Here is an 18,523-nt window from a genome sequence, read left to right as displayed (position 1 = left end):
TGATCGCGCCCGAATCAGACCTATTCCAGATGCCCATTCCCTGCCAGAGCCCCGACCTCGACTGGCGCGACACGGTGATCCCGGTGGCGCGGCGGTTCGACGACCCGTATTTCTCGCTGCAAGGCGGGCTTGCCGAAACGCGCCATGTGTTCCTGGCCGGAAACGGCCTGCCCGAACGGTTCCGCGACGGGTTCGCGGTGGCGGAACTGGGCTTCGGCACCGGGCTCAACCTGCTGGCGGTGCAGGCCGCATGGGCCGCCACCGGCCGCCCCGGCCGCCTGCGCTACACCAGTTTCGAGGCCTTCCCCCTGCCCGCCCCCGCCATCGCCCGCGCGCTGTCGGCCTTCCCGGTACTGGCCGGGACGGCGGCGATGCTGGCGGCGCAATGGCCCGTGGCCCCCGCCGGCCGCATCGCCATCGACCTGCCCGGGATCACGGCCGAGATCCTGTTGGGCGACGCCCGCACCCGCCTGCCGGCGTGGGGGGGGCGGGCGGATGCCTGGTTCCTCGACGGCTTTTCCCCCGCCAAGAACCCCGAACTTTGGGGCGAGGCGCTGCTGGCCGAGGTCGCCCGCCACACCGCGCCGGGCGGCACGCTCGCCACCTATACCGCCGCGGGCCATGTCCGCCGGGCGTTGCAGGCCGCGGGCTTTGCCGTCACCCGCGCGCCCGGCTTCGGCAGCAAGCGCCACATGACGCGCGGCATCCTGGACCCGACATGACCCGCCAGAACACCCGCCTCGGCATTCTGCTGATGATCGCCACCACCTTCATCTTCGCCATGCAGGACGGCCTCTCGCGCCATCTGGTCGAGGAATACAACGTCTTCATGGTGGTGATGATCCGCTTCTGGTTCTTCGCGCTGTTCGTCGTGGCGCTGACCGCGCGCCAGCCCGGGGGCCTGCACGCCGCCCTGCGGCCGCGCTATCCGGTGCTGCAATGGCTGCGCGGGATCGTGGTGGTGACAGAGGTCGGCGTGGTGGTCATGGGCTTCGTCCTTCTGGGGCTGATCGAGACGCATTCGATCTTCACCTGCTATCCCCTTCTCGTCGCCGCGCTGTCGGGGCCGATCCTGGGCGAGCGGGTCGGCTGGCGGCGCTGGACGGCGATCGCGATCGGTTTCGCCGGCGTGCTGATCATCCTGCAACCGGGGATGCGGGTGTTCTCGCCCGCCGCGATCTTCCCCCTGCTGGCGGCGCTGCTGTTCGCGCTTTACGGCCTGCTGACCCGCTATGTCGCGCGCGGCGACAGCGCGCAGGTCAGCTTTTTCTGGACCGGGGTTTCCGGCGCCATCACCGCCACGGTGATCGGCATGTGGTTCTGGGAACCGATGGCGCCGCGGGACTGGGGCTGGATGGCGGTGCTGTGTTGCAGCGCGGTGCTGGGCCACTGGCTGCTGATCCGCGCCTACGAAGTGGCGGAGGCCAGCGCCGTGCAGCCCTTTTCCTTCCTGCAACTGGTGTTCATCGCCATCCTCGGCACCACCGTGTTCGGCGAAACCATCGCCCCCAATGTCGCCATCGGCGCGCTGGTGGTGGTCGGCGCGGGCCTTTTCACCCTGCTGCGCACGCGCAAGCTCCAGTCCCGGCGGGGGTAGAGGATGACCGAACAGAACCTGCGCCATGGCATCCTGTTCATGGTCTGCGCCACCTTCATCTTTGCCACGCAGGACGGCATCTCGCGCCATCTGGCCAGCGAATACAACGTCATCATGGTGATGATGCTGCGCTACTGGGGCTTTGCCGCCTTCGTCACCGCGCTGACGGCGCGCCAGCCGGGCGGGCTGCGCGCGGCCGTGCGCTGCGCCTATCCGGTGCTGCAATTCCTGCGCGGCGCGGTGCTGGTGCTGGCGACCTGCATCGCGGTGCAGGGCTTCGTCCTTCTGGGCCTGATCGAAACGCATGCCCTGCTGATGAGCACGCCGCTGATCGTCGTCGCCCTGTCCGGCCCGATCCTGGGCGAACGGGCGACGCCGGTGATCTGGGCGGGGGTCGCCGCGGGGTTCGTCGGCGTGCTGGTCATCCTGCAACCCGGCATGGGCGTCTTTGCGCCGGCCGCGCTGCTGCCGCTGACGGCGGCATGCTGCACCGCAGTCTATGTCATCCTGACCCGGATCGTATCGCGCCGCGACAGCCAGACGATATCGTTCTTCTGGACCGGCATGGGCGGCGGGATCACCATGACGCTGGCGGGGATCTGGTTCATGGAGCCGATGTCGGCGCCCGACTGGGGATGGATGGGCGTTCTCTGCTGCACCACCATCGCCGGGCACTGGCTGATGATCCGGTCCTACGCCGCGGCGCCGCCGAACGCGATCCAGCCCTTCACCTATCTGCAACTGGTGTTCGGCATCGTGATCGGCATCGGCGTGTTCCACGAACGTCCCGGGCTCAACGTCTTTGCCGGGGCGGCGGTGGTCGTCGCGGCGGGATTGACCACCGCGTTGCTCGGCAGGCGCCGGCGCCCTTGAACCTGCCGCCGCAACCCCCATCCTTCTGGGGCCAGAGGAATCGCCATGCCCCACAACACGACCAACGCCCCGCAGCTTCGCCCCGACGTGCTGACGCGCCCCAAGCTGGAGGGCGGCCGGCCCTTCGTCATGCACACGCCCTTCAAGCCCGCAGGCGACCAGCCCACGGCCATCGCCGAACTGGCATCGGGCGTGCGGGGGGGCGAACAGAACCAGGTGCTTCTGGGCGCGACCGGCACCGGCAAGACCTTCACCATGGCCAAGGTGATCGAGGAAACGCAGCGCCCGGCCATCATCCTTGCGCCCAACAAGACGCTGGCGGCGCAACTCTACGGCGAATTCAAGGGCTTCTTCCCCGACAACGCGGTCGAATACTTCGTATCCTACTACGACTACTACCAGCCCGAGGCCTATGTCGCGCGCACCGACACCTATATCGAGAAGGAAAGCCAGATCAACGAACAGATCGACCGGATGCGCCACTCGGCCACACGGGCGCTTCTGGAACGCGACGACGTGATCATCGTCGCCTCGGTCAGCTGCATCTACGGCATCGGCTCGGTCGAGACCTATTCGGCCATGACCCAGGATCTTGCCGTGGGCCGGTTCTACGACCAGCGCGAATTCATCCGCGAACTGGTGGCGCAGCAGTACAAACGCAACGAGGCCGCTTTTCACCGCGGCATGTTCCGGGTGCGCGGCGATGTCGTCGAAGTCTGGCCCGCGCACCTCGAAGACCGCGCATGGCGGTTTTCCTTCTTCGGCGAGGAACTCGAATCCATTACCGAATTCGACCCGCTGACGGGGGCGAAGACCGACAGCTTCCAGCAGATCCGCATCTATGCCAACAGCCACTACGTCACCCCGCGCCCGACGCTGCAACAGGCGATCAAGGGCATCAAGGCGGAACTGTTCCAGCGCCTCAAGCAGTTGAACGAGGAAGGCAAGCTCTTGGAGGCGCAGCGGCTGGAACAGCGCACCAACTTCGATCTGGAAATGCTCGAGGCGACCGGCGTCTGCAACGGGATCGAGAACTATTCGCGCTACCTGACGGGCCGCGCCCCGGGCGAGCCGCCGCCGACGCTGTTCGAGTTCATCCCCGACCACGCCATCGTCTTTGCCGACGAATCCCACGTCACCGTGCCGCAGATCGGCGGCATGTACAAAGGCGACTACCGGCGCAAGTTCACGCTGGCCGAACACGGGTTCCGCCTGCCATCGTGCATGGACAACCGACCCCTCAAGTTCGAGGAATGGGACGCGATGCGCCCGCAATCGGTGTTCGTCTCTGCCACCCCCGCGAAATGGGAACTGGAACAGGCCGGCGGCGTCTTTGCCGAACAGGTGATCCGCCCCACCGGCCTGCTGGACCCCATGGTCGAAATCCGCCCCGTCACCACCCAGGTCGACGACCTGCTGGACGAGGTGCGCCACGTCGCCGCGCGGGGGCTGCGCACGCTCTGCACCACGCTGACCAAGCGGATGGCGGAGGATCTGACCGAATACCTGCACGAACAGGGCATCCGCGTGCGCTACATGCACAGCGACATCGACACGATCGAACGGATCGAGATCCTGCGCGACCTGCGGCTCGGCGCCTTCGACGTGCTGGTGGGCATCAACCTGCTGCGCGAGGGGCTCGACATCCCCGAATGCGGGCTGGTGGCGATCCTCGATGCGGACAAGGAGGGCTTCCTGCGGTCCGAAACCTCGCTGATCCAGACCATCGGGCGCGCCGCGCGCAACGCCGAGGGCCGGGTGATCATGTATGCCGACAGCATCACCGGCAGCATGGAACGCGCCCTGCGCGAAACGAACCGGCGGCGCGAAAAGCAGATCGCCTACAACACCGAACACGGCATCACCCCCGAAACGGTGAAGAAGAATGTCGAGGATGTTCTGGCCGGCCTCTGGCAGGGCGACACCGACATGTCGCGCGTCACCGCAAAGGTCGGGAAACCGCTGGTCGGGGCCAATCTGGCGGCGCATCTGGACGCGCTGAGGTTGGATATGCGCAAGGCGGCCGAGAACCTGGAATTCGAGGAAGCGGCCCACCTGCGCGACGAGATCAAGCGGCTGGAGGCGGTGGAGCTTGCCGTGGCCGACGACCCGCTCGCCCGCCAGTCGGCGGTGGAAGAGGCGGTGGAGGATGCGGTGAAATCCTCCGGCCGCTCGACCGCCGGCCGCGCGGGGCAAAGGGGCGGCAACAAACGGCGGAAACGTTAGGGCGCATGGGCATCCGCCCCCGCTGCCGCGGCTGGCGAAGGTTATCGCCCTCGCGCTGCGATGCCGATTGCACCGCCCCGGGCGGGGTCTTGCGCCCTCGGGGACACGCCACAGCGTCCCGCGGCATCCCGCAACCGGCGTTCATTGACTGTTAACCCCGGCCATGGATACTGGCGGCGAAGTACCGGAGTAAACCATGTTCCTGCGCGCCCTCATCGCCTTCCTGTTCGTGACCTCCGCCCATGCACAGGAAGTCGCTGCCCCCTTCGGTCTGACATGGGGCGCCTCTGCGGCAGAGGTACAGGAGGCGCTCGGAGTCGTCCCGAGTGCCGAACCCCTCTGGGGCCGCCTCAGCAGCTTCCGCGCCACACGCGCGCCGGTCACGCCGCCGGATACGGACGTTCTTCTTGTGGCCGTCGACCCCGATCACGGCATGGGCCGGGTCATCTGGTTCTCCACTCCCATCGAAGGGGATGCCTACGGATCCCGCGGGAAAGAGAAATACGACGAGTTGAAAGCCATTCTGACCGAAAAATACGGCAAGCCTTCGAACAACATGGAACGGACCGGGGTGAAACTCTGGAAAGACCGGGACGAGTTCTACCAGTGCCTCGGCTATGACGGATGCGGTATCTGGATGTCCGTCTGGGATGTCGGCGCCCCTGCCACGACCATCGGGCTACAGATCAAGGGCATCCGCCGGGGCGAGGGTGTTCTGATCATGACCTATGAGGGACCGAACTGGTCCGACATCCTGGCTGCCGTAAAGGCAGGCGAAAACAAGTCCAAGAAAGACGCATTCTGAGTGCTGCGCCGCAACACCGGCAAGCGGCTTCGTCAGCCCGCGCTTTCCGGCGCGCCCACCACCTCGGCCACCTCGTACATCACCGGCTCGAAGCGCGAACAAAGCTCCATGAACCGCCGGTTGCGCACCCGCATCTCGGGGCTGCGCAGCATGGCCTGGAAATCCTCGCGCCGGCGCCAGCGGGAATAGTTGGCGATCCGGGTCTGGGCGTCGTTCACATGCAGCGCGGCCGACAGGAAGCCGGGCTGGTGGCGGATGAAATCCGCATAGGCCTCGACCAGCGCGTCCAGCAGGTCGGCGCACAGGCCGGGCGAGGTCTCGAAGGTGGTGATGACGGTCTGGCCGGGGAAATCGCGGGTGATGTGCAGCATGGCGGGCCCTCCTTGCGCCCATCATCCTGCCACGGATCGCGCCGGCGCCAAAGCGGCACGACGCCTGCGGTTCACCGTGACCCAAATATCCCCGCCGGAGGCCGCCGCCCCATCCGCCCGCACCGCCGCCGGGCGTCAGGGCATCGCGGTCAAAGCATCCCGGGCACCACCAGATCCGGCGGCCGGTGGCCATCGGCGAAGGTCTTGATGTTGAGGATCACCTTTTCCCCCATCTCGACCCGCCCCTCGATCGTGGCCGACCCCATGTGAGGCAGCAAAACCACATTCGGCAGCTCCCTCAGGCGGGGGTTGATCTCGGCCCCATGTTCGAAAACGTCAAGGCCCGCCCCGCCGATCTCGGCCGCGCGCAGGCCGCGGGTCAGGGCGTTCTCGTCGATCACCTCGCCGCGGCTGGTGTTCACGATCACCGCCGTGGGTTTCAGCAGCCGCAGCCGCCGCGCGTTCAGCAGGTGGAAGGTCGAGGGCGTATGCGGGCAGTTGATCGAGATCACGTCCATCCGCGCGATCATCTGGTCGAGGCTTTCCCAATAGGTCGCCTCCAGTTCCTGCTCGATCGCGGCATGCACGCGGCGGCGGTTGTGGTAGTGGATCTGCATGCCGAAAGCACGCGCCCGCCGCGCCACCGCCTGCCCGATCCGCCCCATGCCGAGGATGCCGAGCCGCCGCCCGCCCACGCGATGGCCCAGATGCGCCATCGGCGACCAGCCCCGCCATTCGCCCGCCTGCATTTCCGCCAGCCCCTCGGGGATCCGGCGCAGCACGGCGAGCATCAGCGCCATGGTCATGTCGGCGGTGTCCTCGGTCAGCACGCCGGGGGTGTTAGAGACCAGAATCCCCCGCTGGCGGGCAGAGGCCACGTCGATATGATCCACCCCCGCGCCATAGTTCGCGATCAGCTTGAGCCGCTGGCCCGCCTGCGCCAGCATGCCCGCGTCGATCATGTCGGTCACGCAGGGCACCAGCACATCGGCGCGCTGCATCGCGGCCACCAGATCGTCCCTGCCCATGCGGTCGTCCGGGTCGCGCAGATCGACGTCGAACAATTCCTTCATCCGGGTCTCGACGACCTCGGGCAACCGTCGCGTCACGACAACACTCAGCCGCCTTGCGGGCATCACGCACCTCCCTGCACTTTCCAAACGGGCCTGTTGCTGGCACGTTGGCTCAAGGCCGCGGCGCATACAAGCCGCGGCGGCAGGAAGCGGCGAAAAGACCGTCCTGCCGGGCAGTTTGGCCGGGGCGCAGCGGCACCCCGGCGCGAAGGGACAGGCGTGGACATGCGAATGCCAGTATTCCGGGCGGGCCTGCTGGTGGCCCTTGTCGCCGCGATGACACCGGCGACCGGTGCTTTGGCCGACAGCACGGAAACCGCCGCCCCCGCCGTGATCCTGCGCAGCACCGGGCCGGTGACGGGCCTGCCGCTGCCGCGGTTCGTGTCGCTCAAGACCTCCGAGGGGAATGCGCGGCGCGGCCCGGGGCTGGACCACCGCATCGACTGGGTGTTCACCCGCCCCGGCATGCCGCTGCGAATCACCGCCGAATACGAACACTGGCGCCGGGTCGAGGATGCCGAGGGCGCGGGCGGCTGGGTGCATTATTCGCTGCTGTCGGGCAACCGCACCGTGCTGGTGATAGAGGATCTGGCGGCGATCCATGCCCGGCCCGATCCGCGGTCGGACGTGGTGGCGCGGGCGGAAATCGGCGTGGTCGCCGCGATCCTCGAATGCCTGCCAGACTGGTGCCGCATCTCGCGCGAGGGGCAGCGCGGGTGGATGGCCAAGACCTCGATCTGGGGCGTCGGCGCGGACGAGACCATCGACTGAATTTGCCGTTGCACGCGGGGGCGGGCTGCGCCAGAACGCGCGCAAACCGCCGCCCCGGGGAATGCGATGGCGCCCAAGGATCCCACCCGCCTGAACCTGACCGCCGCCATCGCCTCCCTCTCGGTGGCGCTGGTGCTGGTGGCGGTCAAGCTCTGGGCGCTGTGGGCGACGGGGGCGCTGTCGGTGGCGGCCTCTGCGGCGGACAGCGCGCTCGACCTGCTGGTGTCGGTGGGGGCGATGGCGGCGATCCTTTACGCCGCCCGGCCTGCGGACGAGGATCACGCCTTCGGCCATACATCCGTCGAGGATCTGGCCGCACTCGGGCAGGCGCTGTTCATCGCCGCCGCCGCCGTGGGAATCGCGGTCGGGGCGGTCAGCCGGCTGGCGGCAGGGCGGGCAGAGGCGCTGGCCGCCGAACTGCCCGGGATGGCGGCCATGGCGGTATCGGCGGCGCTGACGCTCGGGCTGGTGATCTGGCAGGGGCGGGTCGCGCGGGCGACCGGCAGCCGCGTGGTGGCGGCGGACCGGTTGCATTATCTGGGCGACCTCTTGCCCACGCTCGGCGCGCTGGCCGCCCTTTTCGCCTCGGCCCGGTGGGGGCTGTGGCAGGTGGACAGCGTGGTGGCGCTGGTGGCGGCGGCGGTCATGCTGCGCGGCGCGGCGGGGATCGGCCGCGGCGCATGGGACGCGCTGATGGACCGCGGCGCGGACCCCGAAACCCTTGCCGGCATCGGCCGCATCGCCGACGGCTGGCCCGGGGTGCGCGGCTGGCACGACCTCAAGACCCGCACCGCGGGAAGCCGCCTTTTCGTCCACCTGCATATCGAACTGGACGGCGAACAGACGCTGGAAGAGGCCCATGCCATCGGCGCCGGCCTGCGCCGCGCGATCATCGCCGCCTATCCGCAGGCCGATGTGATCATCCACAAGGATGTGGCGGGCAGGTAGGGGCACACCATCGCCGGGCCGGGCGGTGATGCCGGGAGAAACGGAGAGGCCATCGCCAGCCCGGCGAAAGGCTTGCCCCTACGCCGCGTCCAACAGCCCCCGGCCCTTCAGCAGCGCCTCGACCCCCGGCATACGGCCCCGGAACGCGGTGTAGAGCGTGTCGGGTTCCTCCGATCCGCCGGCGGACAGGATGTGGCGTTCCAGCCGCGCCGCGACATCCGGCGCGAAGGGGTCGCCCGCCTCGGTGAAGGCGGCGAAGGCGTCGGCGTCCATCACCTCTGACCACATGTAGCTGTAATACCCGGCCGAATAGCCGTCGCCCGAGAACACATGCGCGAAATGCGGCGTCGCGTGGCGCATGCGGATGGCGGGGGGCATGCCGATCCCGGCCAGAACCTCGGCCTGCCGCGCCATCGGATCGGCGGGCGGCGGGCCTTCGTGGAACGCCAGATCCACCAGCGCCGAGGCCACATATTCCACCGTCGCGAACCCCTGATCCCAGGTCGCCGCCGCCAGCAGCCTGTCGCGCAGCCCGGCGGGCATCGGCGCGCCCGTCTGCCAGTGGCGGGCATGGGCATCCAGCACCGCCGGAACCTCCAGCCAGTGTTCGAACAACTGGCTCGGCAGTTCCACGAAATCGCGCGCGACCGAGGTGCCGGACACGAACCCATGCGTCACATCCGACAGCATCTGGTGCAGCGCATGGCCGAATTCGTGGAACAGCGTCGTCGCGTCGTCCCAGCTCAGCAGCGCGGGCGCGCCCTTGGCGAAGTTGCAGACATTGACCACGACGGGCCGCACCTCGCCCCCCAGTTTGCGCTGGCTGCGGAAGGTCGAACACCACGCGCCCGAGCGTTTGGAGGGCCGGGCGAAATAATCCCCGACGAACACCGCCATATGGCGGCCGTTCCGCGTCACCTCCCACGCCCGCGCATCCGCGTGATAGAGCGGCACGTCCAGCGGGCGGAAATCCAGCCCGAACAGCCGGTGCGCCACGTCGAAGGCCGCCGCGATCATCGCATCCAGCGACAGATAGGGCTTCACCGCGGCTTCATCGAGGTCGAATTCCGCCTTGCGCCGGCGGTCGGAATAATAGCGCCAGTCCCAGGGCTCCAGCGCGCCGTTGATGCCGTCGGCATGCAACATCCGTTCCAGCACCGCCGCATCCGCCTCTGCCTTCGCGCGGGCGGGCGCCCAGACCTGCATCAGCAGATCGCGCACCGCCGCCGGGGTCTTGGCCATTTCGGTTTCCAGCTTGTAGCTGGCGAAATCGGGGAACCCGAGCAGCCCCGCCCGTTCGGCCCGCAGCGCAAGGATTTCGGCCGCGATCGCCCGGTTGTCATGGTCGTTCCCGTTCGCGCCCCGCGCCGCCCAGGCGGCATAGGCGCGCTGGCGCAGGTCGCGGCGGGGGGAAAATTGCAAAAACGGTACGATGAGCGAACGGTTCAGCGTCACCACCGCCCCGGGCCGGCCCCGTTCGGCCCCCGCGGCACGGGCGGATTCGATCACGAAATCCGGCAGCCCGTCCAGATCGCCCTCGGCCAGATCCATGAACCAGTCGCGTTCGTCGGCCAGCAGGTTCTGCGCAAAGGTGGTGCCCAGAACCGCCAGCCGTTCCTTCACCGCCTTCATCCGGTCCGCCGCCGCGCCCTGCAAGGCCGCGCCCGCGCGCAGGAACATGCGCCGGTACAGCATCAGCACCCGCGCCTGTTCGGCATCGAGCCCAAGCGCATCGCGCCCGTCCCACAGTGCCGCGATGCGCGCGAAAAGCGCCGGGTTCATGGTGATTTCCGACGAAAACGCCGCCAGCCGGGGCGCAAGGTCGCGCTGCAACGCCTCGCGCGCGGGCGTGCTGTCGGCCCCGGCGAGGTTGTAGAACACCCCCGCCACCCGGTCGAGCGTCTCTTCGGCCAGTTCCAGCGCGGCGATGGTGTTGGCATAGGTCGGCGCATCGGGATTGTCCGCGATGGCGGCGACATTGGCGCGCGCCTCGGCCAGCGCGGCGTCGAAGGCGGGGGCGAAATCGGCGTCGCGGATCGCGTCGAAGGGGGGCAGCGCGAAGGGCGTGGTCCAGGGGGCAAGCAGCGGGTTGTGCGGCATCGGGGTCTCCTTTGCCACCCAAGCTAGGCGCGCACCCCGCCGGGGTCCAGAGGCGCGGGGTGCAGATGGCCGCAGACGGGGCAGCCGGGGCGGGGTTTCGTGGCGATGGTGCGGGTTTCGGCGTAAAGCGCATCGTGGATCACCAGCCGCCCGCGCAGCCCCTGCCCCGCGCCGGTGATATGCTTGACCGCCTCCATCGCCATCATGGACCCGAGCACACCGGGCAGCGGCGCGGCCACACCCGCCTCGGCGCAGGTCGGCACTAGACCGGGGGCGGGGCGCACGGGAAAGACGCAGGCAAGGCAGGGCCCGCCCCGCGCGGGATCGTAAAGGCTCAACTGCCCTTCCCACTGCGCGATGGCCGCCGAGATCAAGGGCTTGCCCGCGGCCACGGCGGCGCGGTTGACCAGTTCGCGGGTGTCGAAATTGTCGGTGCCGTCGAGGATCAGGTCGTAGTCGGCGAAAAGATCCGCCGCGATCGCTGCCGTCAGGCGGCGCTGATAGGGGCGCAGGGTGACGAAGGGGTTCAGCGCGGCGACGGCGGTGGCGGCGGACCGGACCTTGGGCAGGCCGATCCGGGCGTCGGTGTGGATGATCTGGCGTTGCAGGTTGGATCCCTCGACCACATCGTCGTCGATCACGCCGAGCGTGCCGACCCCGGCGGCGGCCAGATACAGCAGAACCGGCGCGCCAAGCCCCCCCGCCCCCACCACCAGCACCCGCGCCGCGCGCAACCGCTGTTGCCCCGGCCCGCCGATCTCGCGCAGCAGGATATGGCGGGCATAGCGGTTGAGTTCGGCCTCGGTAAACCGGGCCGGGTCGGGCGGGGCGGCGGCCGGGGCCGCGCGGGCGCGCAGGCGGGCCAGCGCCGCGCGATACCCCGCGACCAGCAGCACCAGCCCGCCGACGACCAGCCAGTATTCCACCCGCCCGCCGGTGGCCGTGCGCAGCGCATGGCCCGGGGGCAGCGCCACCTGCGCCAGCAGCACCGCGGCGTAAAGGATGCCGATCAGCACCCACCGCCGCCGCGCGGGCGCGCCCATGACATGGCCGATGCCCCAGATCGCCACCGCCGCAGCGAGAACCGCCAGCATCGCTAGCCCCGCCCGGTGGAACCGAAGCCCCCCGCGCCCCGCGCGGTTTCGGTCAGGCTGTCGGCGGGGGCGAAGCGGGCCTGCACCACCGGGGCCACCACCAGCTGCGCGATCCGGTCGCCGTGGCGGATGGTGTAGGGCGCGGCCCCCAGATTGACCATCGGCACGCCGAGCGGCCCGCGATAGTCGCTGTCGATGGTGCCCGGCGTGTTGGGCAGGGTGATGCCGTGTTTCAGCGACAGGCCGGACCTTGGGCGCACCTGCACCTCGAACCCCGGGGGGATGGCGATGCGCAGGCCGGTGGGGATCAGCCGGCGTTCCATCGGCTGCAAGGTCACGCCCGCGGCGCGGTCGGCGGGCGCAAGGTTCGCCCGCACATCCGCCCCGGCGGCGCCCAACGTGGCATAGGCGGGCAGCGGCACATCGGTATCCGCGCCCTCGTCCCACACCACCGCGACGACCGGGATCATGCAAGCACCCCGGCGATGCGCGCGGCAAGGCGGCGGGCGACCTCTGCCTTGGGCAGGCGGGGCCAGACATCGGCGCCGCCCGCGGTGATGATCGTCACGGCGTTTTCGGCCCCGCCCATGATGCCGGTCGCGGGGCTGACGTCATTGGCCACGATCCAGTCGCAGCCCTTGCGCGCGCGTTTCGCGGTGGCATGGGCAATCACGTCATCGGTTTCGGCGGCAAAGCCCACCACCAGCCGGGGCCGCCCCTCGGCCATCTGCGCGACCTGCGCCAGAATGTCGGGGTTTTCGGCGAATTCCAGCGCGGGCAGGCGGCCGGTGCCGTCCTTCTTCATCTTGGACCCGGCGGCATTGGTCACGCGCCAGTCCGCCACCGCCGCCGCCATCACCGCCGCATCGGCGGGCAGCGCGGCCTGAACCGCCGCCAGCATGTCGCGCGCGGTCTCGACCGCCACGACGCTGACCCCCTGCGGCGGCGGCACGCTGGCGGGGCCAGTGACGAAGGTCACGCGCGCGCCCAGATCGGCCAGCGCGGCGGCGATGGCCGTGCCCTGCGCGCCGGACGAACGGTTGGCGATATAGCGCACCGGGTCGATGGGTTCATGCGTGGGGCCGGATGTCACCACCACATGCCGCCCCTTCAGCGGCCCCTCGCCAAGCGCCGCGCCGATGGCCGCCATGATCGCCGCCGGTTCCGCCATCCGCCCCGGGCCGAATTCGCCGCAGGCCATCGCGCCCTCGTCCGGGCCCACCACCAGCACGCCATCGCCGCGCAGCCGCGCCACATTGCGCCGGGTCGCCGGGTGATCCCACATCCGCACGTTCATCGCCGGCGCCACCAGCACCCGCTTGTCCGTCGCCAGCAGCAGCGTCGAGGCCAGATCGTTCGCCTGCCCCCCCGCCATCCGCGCCATCAGATCCGCCGTCGCCGGCGCCACCACCAGCAGGTCGGCCGCGCGCGACAGCTGGATATGGCCCATCTCGGCCTCTTCGGTCAGGTCGAACAGCTCGCGATAGACCTTGTGGCCCGCCAACGCGGCGACCGACAGGGGGGTCACGAACTGTTCGCCCCCCGGGGTCAGCACCGGCACCACCGCCGCGCCCGCATCGCGCAGCCGGCGGATCAGTTCGAGGCATTTGTAGGCGGCGATCCCGCCCCCGATGATCAGAAGTATCCGCCGCCCGGCCAGCATGCCCGCCCCCTCGTGTCGCCGTCCCCAGCTTTAGGCGGCGCGCGGGGCGCTGACAACCGCGTCAGCCGCCGCTGGCGGGCTTTGGCGCGAAGGCCGCGCAGGGATCGGGGCGGGGATGGGGCGGGGTGACGATCCAGTGGTCATAGGGCGCGTCCGCGCCGGGGTCGGCCTCCATCTGGCCGATGCTGACCACGCGCAGGTCGGGCATGACCCGCGCCAGCGGCACCGGCATGCCCTGATCGCGCCGCGCATGGCCGGTGCCGGTGATGACGGCGACCGGCCCGCCGGTGTCCTCCATCGCCTGCACCACCGCACGGGCCAGCGCCGCATCGCGCAGCCGCTGCGCCGCGACCATGCCGGGCAGCATCCCCTCGGGCAGCGCGTTGCAATGGGCCTGTTGCTGATCGGCCTCGCGCTGCGCCTGTTCGGCCTCCGCCAGGGGCTGGTCGAGGCCGAAACGCGCCGCATCGCCCGCGCCGAACACCGCCGCCGCGCCTTCCGTCACCGCGCGGCGGGCCTGATCGCGCGGCACCGCGGCGCCGTAGACCGCGGCCCCGGGCGCCGCGGCGAAGATCGGGGCGTAGAGCGCGAAATCGGGCCAGCCCGACCCCGCCCAGTCCAGCGCCGCGGCCAGTGCCCCGGCATCATGGCGCAGGTCGGGGGTGGCGCGGGCGGCCTGTTCCGGCGTCAGCATCTCGAACACCAGCGCCTTGGGGGCCATCGCCGCCACCGCCGCCGCCTGATGGGCGTGATGCAGCGGATGGTCATGCACCTCGCCCAGAATCGCCACATCGGCCCCGGCGATCGCGCCCGCCAGCGCCTCCGGCCCGATCGGCCCCGCCGCCGCGCCAGAGCCGAGACATATCAACGCCAGCGCCGCACCCCGGATTGCCCGCATGTTCCGCCCTTCCCTTGCCGTTCGGAACCGCTATATCAGATAAAAACCATCGGGAAACCCGCATGCCTACACCGCCCACACGCTTCTGGTGGCTGCGCCACGGGCCGACCCATGCGCCCGGCGTCATCGGCTGGTCCGACCTGCCGGCCGATCTGAGCGACCGGGGCCGGCTCGCGCGGCTCGATGCGGCGCTGCCGGCGGATGCGGTGCTGGTGTCCTCGGACCTGCGCCGCGCGGTGGCGACCGCCGATGCGGTCCAGGCCCGCCGCACCCGCCTGCCCCACGACCCGGCGCTGCGCGAACTGCACTTCGGCACATGGGAAACCCTGACGCGCGAGGAAATCGCCGCCCGCGACGCCGCGGCGCTCTCGGCCTTCTGGGGCACGCCGGGCGATGTGCCCGCCCCGGGGGGCGAAAGCTGGAACCAGTTGGCCGCCCGCGTGGCGGCGGCGACCGACCGGCTGGCGGCGCTGCACCCGGGGCGCGACATCGTGGTGGTGGCGCATCTGGGCGTCATCGTTTCTGCCATCGCCCGCGCCACCGGCCTGCCCCCCGCACAGGCGATGCGCCAGCCGCTGGACAACCTGTCGCTGACCGAAACCACACTGACCGCCGGGCGCTGGCAGGCGGGGCGGATCAACCATTTGCCCTGAGGCGCGTTTACCTTTCCTAAACCAATCCCGCCTACCCGTTAACCAGGGTGAAGCGGAGCGGCAGATGGTGGCAAGGGCCCATACGGTGGCCTTCGAGGGGATCGAGGCGCGGCTGGTCGAGGTGCAATGCGCCGTCACCCCCGGCCTGCCCGGCTTCGCCATCGTGGGACTGCCCGACAAGGCGGTGTCGGAGGCCCGCGAACGGGTGCGCGCCGCGCTCAACGCGATGGCGATCGCGCTGCCGTCGAAACGGATCACGGTGAACCTCGCCCCCGCCGACATGCCCAAGGAAGGCTCGCATTTCGACCTGCCGGTGGCGCTGGCCCTGCTGGCGGAACTGGAAATCCTGCCGCGCGACACCATCGAGGGCACGGTGGCCATCGGCGAATTGTCGCTCGACGGCACATTGGTGCCGGTGATCGGCGCCCTGCCCGCGGCCATGGCGGCGGCAGAGGCGGACCGCACCCTGATCTGCCCCCGCGCCTGCGGGCCCGAGGCCGCATGGGTCGCCGGCACGCAGGTTCTGGGCGCGGGCAGCCTGACCGAGGTCGTGCGCCATTTCACCGGCCAGTCGGTGCTGCCCCCCGCCCGTGCGGGCGAGGTCAGCCAGCCCGCGGGAACCCGCGACCTGCGCGACGTCAAGGGGCAGGAACGCGCCAAGCGCGCGCTGGAAATCGCCGCCGCGGGCCGCCACCATGTGCTGATGACCGGCAGCCCGGGGTCGGGCAAATCCATGCTCGCCGCCCGCATGCCCGGCATCCTGCCGCCCCTGTCGCCGGCCGAGGCGCTGGAAACCTCGATGATCCATTCGCTGGCCGGGCTGCTGGATCAGGGCGGCATCTCGCGCGCGCGGCCCTTCCGCGAACCGCATCACACCGCCTCGATGGCCGCCATCGTCGGCGGCGGACGGGGGGCGAAACCGGGCGAGGTCAGCCTTGCCCACAACGGCGTGCTGTTCATGGACGAATTTCCCGAATTCCCCCGCGCCGTGCTGGAAACCCTCCGCCAGCCGATCGAGACCGGCGAGGTCGTGGTCGCCCGCGCCAATGCCCATGTGCGCTACCCCTGCCGGTTCCTGCTGATGGCGGCGGCGAACCCGTGCAAATGCGGCTACATGACCGACCCGGCACGCGCCTGCGCCCGCGCCCCCACCTGCGGCGAGGATTACATGGGCCGCATCTCGGGCCCGCTGATGGACCGCTTCGACCTGCGGCTCGACGTGCCGCCGGTGGCCTATACCGATCTCGACCTGCCCCCCTCGGGCGACGGGTCCGCCACGGTGGCCGCCCGCGTGGCCGCCGCGCGCGCGGTCCAGGCTACCCGCTTCGCCGCCCACCCCGAGGTCCGGGTGAACGCCGAGGCCGAAGGCGCGCTGCTGGAAGCCATCGCCACCCCGGACGCAGAGGGCCGCGCCCTGCTGCAACGGGTCGCCGAACGCTTCGGCCTGTCGGCGCGCGGCTATCACCGCGTGCTGCGCGTGGCCCGCACCATCGCCGATCTCGACGGGTCGGAAACGGTGCGCCTGCCGCATGTGGCAGAGGCCGTGGGCTATCGGCTCGCCCCCGGGGCCAGTTGACGGGCAAAGGCGGCGGCCTGCCGCAGGGCCGCCCGCGCCTCGGGCAGCCAGCCGTCGAAGATCTGCCAGACATGCGGGGCGCAGGGCCAGACCTCCAGCCGCACCTCGCCCCCGGCGGCGCGCAGGACATCGGCCATGCGGCGCGAATCGTCCAGCAGGATCTCGTCATCGCCCACCTGGATCAACACCGGCGGCGGCGCGTCATAACGCGCGTAAAGCGGCGACAGCCGCGGATCGCCGGGGGGCAGATCGCCCCGGATCATCGCCACCGCCTCCTCCATCCGCGCGGCGGGCAACAGCGGGTCGGCGGCGGCATGGGTGCGCAGGCTGTCGCCCGTCATCGCCAGATCCGTCCAGGGCGAAAAGGCGACCAGCCCCGCCGGCCGCAGCCCCCGCACACAAAGATCGGCCAGCAAGGCCAGCGCCAGCCCCCCGCCCGCGCTGTCGCCGCCCAGGATCACCTGCCCCGGCGCCCAGCCCCCGGCCATCAGCCGGGCATGGGCGGCGCGGGCATCGTCGAAGGCCGCGGGAGCGGGATGTTCGGGCGCCAGCCGGTAGTCGGGCGCGTAAACCTCCAGGCGCGACAGCCGCGACAGACGCCCGAGCATGCCCGCATGCGTCACCGGCCTGCCCGCGACATAGGCCCCGCCGTGAAGCCACAGGATCACGGCATGATCCCCCACCGGCCCGGCGGTGATCCGGTGCAGGTGCGGCGCCTGCCGCCCCGGCAGGTCCAGCAGAAAGGGCGGCGCGGGCAGATGACGCGCGAATCGGTCGAAATCCGCCCGCGCCGCATCCGGCGTCACGACCCGCGCCAGCCGCGGCCGGGCGAACCACCGCAGCACCAGCCGCAGCGCCGCCAGCCGCAGGCTCACCCCGCGGCGCGGCGGGCCTCAATCCGCTCCCATATCCGGGCGGCGGCATTGGTGCCGTCGAACCGCTCCAGCTCCTGAATGCCGGTGGGCGAGGTCACGTTGATCTCTGTCAGCCAGTCGCCGATCACGTCGATGCCGACGAAAACCTGCCCCTTCTCGCGCAGCACGGGGCCGATGCGGGCGCAGATCTCCAGATCGCGGGGGGTGAGGCCCGTGGGCTCGGGCCGGCCGCCGACATGCATGTTGGACCGGGTCTCGCCGCTCTGCGGCACGCGGTTGATCGCGCCCACGGCCTCGCCATCCACGAGGATCACCCGCTTGTCGCCCTGCGCGACGGCGGGCAGGAACTTCTGCACGATCAGGGGTTCGCGGCTGAGGCTGGTGAACAGCTCGTGCAGCGCCGCGAGGTTGCGGTCGTTGGGGTCGAGCCGGAACACCCCCGCCCCGCCGTTGCCGTAGAGCGGCTTGAGGATCACATCGCCATGCACCGCCTTGAACGCCCGGATCGTGTCCAGATCGCGCGCGATCATCGTCGGCGGGATCAGGTCGGGGAAACGCAGCACCAGCAGCTTTTCGGGCGAGTTGCGCACCCAGAACGGATCGTTCACCACCAGCGTCCGGGGGTGGATCAGTTCCAGCAGATGGGTGGTGGTGATATAGCCCATGTCGAAGGGCGGATCCTGCCGCAGCCAGACGACATCGAAATCCGCCAGATCGACCTCGGTCTCTTCGCCGAAGCTGACATGGTTGCCCTTCTCGCGCCGCAGCGTGACCGGCCAGCCCCGCGCCAGCACCCGCCCGTCGGAAAAGGCCAGCCGGTCGGGCGTGTAGTAGAACAGCGAATGCCCGCGCGCCTGCGCCTCCAGCCCGATGCGGAACGTGCTGTCCGCGTCGATGTTCACGGCCCCGATGGGGTCCATCTGCAACGCAACCTTCATCGGCCCTCCACGCGCATGTTCGGCCCTTGATGGCGCAGCCGGGCGGCGGATGCAATCGGGCG

General features: G+C 70.3%; 18 protein-coding genes. 9 read left to right on the top strand and 9 right to left on the bottom strand.

Going from position 1 to position 18,523, the window contains the following annotated elements:
- Positions 1-29 precede the first annotated feature (29 nt).
- The 5 genes from mnmC2 to RGD00_RS13860 all read left to right on the top strand — a co-directional run bounded on the left by mnmC2 (position 30) and on the right by RGD00_RS13860 (position 5,501).
- Positions 30-722 carry a tRNA (5-methylaminomethyl-2-thiouridine)(34)-methyltransferase MnmC2 gene (gene mnmC2, locus RGD00_RS13880; protein WP_425603419.1) on the top strand — a complete coding sequence of 231 codons (693 nt, stop codon included), beginning with the start codon at positions 30-32 and terminating at the stop codon, positions 720-722.
- Positions 719-1,597 carry a DMT family transporter gene (locus RGD00_RS13875; protein WP_310457939.1) on the top strand — a complete coding sequence of 293 codons (879 nt, stop codon included), beginning with the start codon at positions 719-721 and terminating at the stop codon, positions 1,595-1,597. Before mnmC2 ends, RGD00_RS13875 begins: the two co-directional genes overlap by 4 nt.
- 3 nt (positions 1,598-1,600) lie before the next feature.
- Positions 1,601-2,470, top strand: coding sequence for a DMT family transporter (locus RGD00_RS13870; RefSeq protein WP_310457938.1), 870 nt, complete (start codon positions 1,601-1,603; stop codon positions 2,468-2,470).
- A 45-nt stretch (positions 2,471-2,515) separates the two neighbouring features.
- Complete coding sequence (gene uvrB, locus RGD00_RS13865) at positions 2,516-4,696, top strand: excinuclease ABC subunit UvrB (protein WP_310457937.1); 2,181 nt, start codon at positions 2,516-2,518, stop codon at positions 4,694-4,696.
- 196 nt (positions 4,697-4,892) lie between these two features.
- Positions 4,893-5,501, top strand: a complete 609-nt coding sequence (locus RGD00_RS13860; protein ID WP_310457936.1) for a hypothetical protein — start codon at positions 4,893-4,895, stop codon at positions 5,499-5,501.
- Positions 5,502-5,533: 32 nt separating this feature from the next.
- Here the strand turns inward: RGD00_RS13860 and RGD00_RS13855 are convergent, their stop codons facing one another.
- Positions 5,534-5,872, bottom strand: coding sequence for an antibiotic biosynthesis monooxygenase family protein (locus RGD00_RS13855; protein ID WP_310457935.1), 339 nt, complete (start codon positions 5,870-5,872; stop codon positions 5,534-5,536).
- A 149-nt stretch (positions 5,873-6,021) separates the two neighbouring features.
- Complete coding sequence (locus RGD00_RS13850) at positions 6,022-7,008, bottom strand: 2-hydroxyacid dehydrogenase (RefSeq protein WP_310457934.1); 987 nt, start codon at positions 7,006-7,008, stop codon at positions 6,022-6,024.
- A gap of 162 nt (positions 7,009-7,170) precedes the next feature.
- Between RGD00_RS13850 and RGD00_RS13845 the strand changes: the two genes are divergently transcribed.
- Both RGD00_RS13845 and RGD00_RS13840 read left to right on the top strand, forming a co-directional pair.
- The gene (locus tag RGD00_RS13845) at positions 7,171-7,716 is read left to right on the top strand and encodes an SH3 domain-containing protein (RefSeq protein WP_310457933.1); all 546 of its coding nucleotides are present in this window, start codon (positions 7,171-7,173) and stop codon (positions 7,714-7,716) included.
- Between the two features lie 66 nt (positions 7,717-7,782).
- Positions 7,783-8,664 (top strand): cation diffusion facilitator family transporter, encoded by an 882-nt coding sequence (locus RGD00_RS13840; RefSeq protein ID WP_310457932.1) that lies wholly within the window; start codon positions 7,783-7,785, stop codon positions 8,662-8,664.
- 78 nt (positions 8,665-8,742) lie between these two features.
- Here RGD00_RS13840 and RGD00_RS13835 read toward each other — a convergent pair whose 3' ends face one another.
- From RGD00_RS13835 to RGD00_RS13815, 5 genes are all read right to left on the bottom strand, one after another.
- The gene (locus tag RGD00_RS13835; RefSeq protein WP_310457931.1) at positions 8,743-10,764 is read right to left on the bottom strand and encodes a M3 family metallopeptidase; all 2,022 of its coding nucleotides are present in this window, start codon (positions 10,762-10,764) and stop codon (positions 8,743-8,745) included.
- Between the two features lie 23 nt (positions 10,765-10,787).
- Entirely contained in the window at positions 10,788-11,858 is a 1,071-nt protein-coding gene (locus RGD00_RS13830) for a HesA/MoeB/ThiF family protein (RefSeq protein WP_310457930.1), read from the bottom strand.
- Positions 11,859-11,860: 2 nt separating this feature from the next.
- Positions 11,861-12,328 (bottom strand): dUTP diphosphatase, encoded by a 468-nt coding sequence (dut, locus tag RGD00_RS13825; protein ID WP_310457929.1) that lies wholly within the window; start codon positions 12,326-12,328, stop codon positions 11,861-11,863.
- The gene (gene coaBC, locus RGD00_RS13820) at positions 12,325-13,521 is read right to left on the bottom strand and encodes a bifunctional phosphopantothenoylcysteine decarboxylase/phosphopantothenate--cysteine ligase CoaBC (RefSeq protein WP_310457928.1); all 1,197 of its coding nucleotides are present in this window, start codon (positions 13,519-13,521) and stop codon (positions 12,325-12,327) included. The genes dut and coaBC overlap by 4 nt, the downstream gene beginning before the upstream one ends.
- A gap of 61 nt (positions 13,522-13,582) precedes the next feature.
- Positions 13,583-14,419, bottom strand: a complete 837-nt coding sequence (locus tag RGD00_RS13815; RefSeq protein WP_310457927.1) for a ChaN family lipoprotein — start codon at positions 14,417-14,419, stop codon at positions 13,583-13,585.
- A 62-nt stretch (positions 14,420-14,481) separates the two neighbouring features.
- On the opposite strand from RGD00_RS13815, the gene RGD00_RS13810 reads away from it, so the two are divergent.
- Together RGD00_RS13810 and RGD00_RS13805 are read left to right on the top strand one after the other, a co-directional pair.
- Positions 14,482-15,072 (top strand): histidine phosphatase family protein, encoded by a 591-nt coding sequence (locus RGD00_RS13810; RefSeq protein ID WP_310457926.1) that lies wholly within the window; start codon positions 14,482-14,484, stop codon positions 15,070-15,072.
- Positions 15,073-15,136: 64 nt separating this feature from the next.
- Positions 15,137-16,648, top strand: a complete 1,512-nt coding sequence (locus RGD00_RS13805; RefSeq protein ID WP_310457925.1) for a YifB family Mg chelatase-like AAA ATPase — start codon at positions 15,137-15,139, stop codon at positions 16,646-16,648.
- Here RGD00_RS13805 and RGD00_RS13800 read toward each other — a convergent pair.
- Positions 16,621-17,523 carry an alpha/beta hydrolase fold domain-containing protein gene (locus RGD00_RS13800; protein ID WP_310457924.1) on the bottom strand — a complete coding sequence of 301 codons (903 nt, stop codon included), beginning with the start codon at positions 17,521-17,523 and terminating at the stop codon, positions 16,621-16,623. The two genes, RGD00_RS13805 and RGD00_RS13800, sit on opposite strands and share 28 nt — an antisense overlap.
- Positions 17,520-18,461, bottom strand: coding sequence for a glutathione synthase (gshB, locus tag RGD00_RS13795; RefSeq protein ID WP_310457923.1), 942 nt, complete (start codon positions 18,459-18,461; stop codon positions 17,520-17,522). The genes RGD00_RS13800 and gshB overlap by 4 nt, the downstream gene beginning before the upstream one ends.
- Positions 18,462-18,523 lie beyond the last annotated feature (62 nt).

This window comes from Ruixingdingia sedimenti (assembly GCF_031432425.1).
Classification (GTDB): domain Bacteria; phylum Pseudomonadota; class Alphaproteobacteria; order Rhodobacterales; family Rhodobacteraceae; genus Ruixingdingia; species Ruixingdingia sedimenti.
The sequence above is the reverse complement of the archived record's forward strand: the minus strand, read 5'-3'. Positions and strand labels throughout refer to the sequence as shown.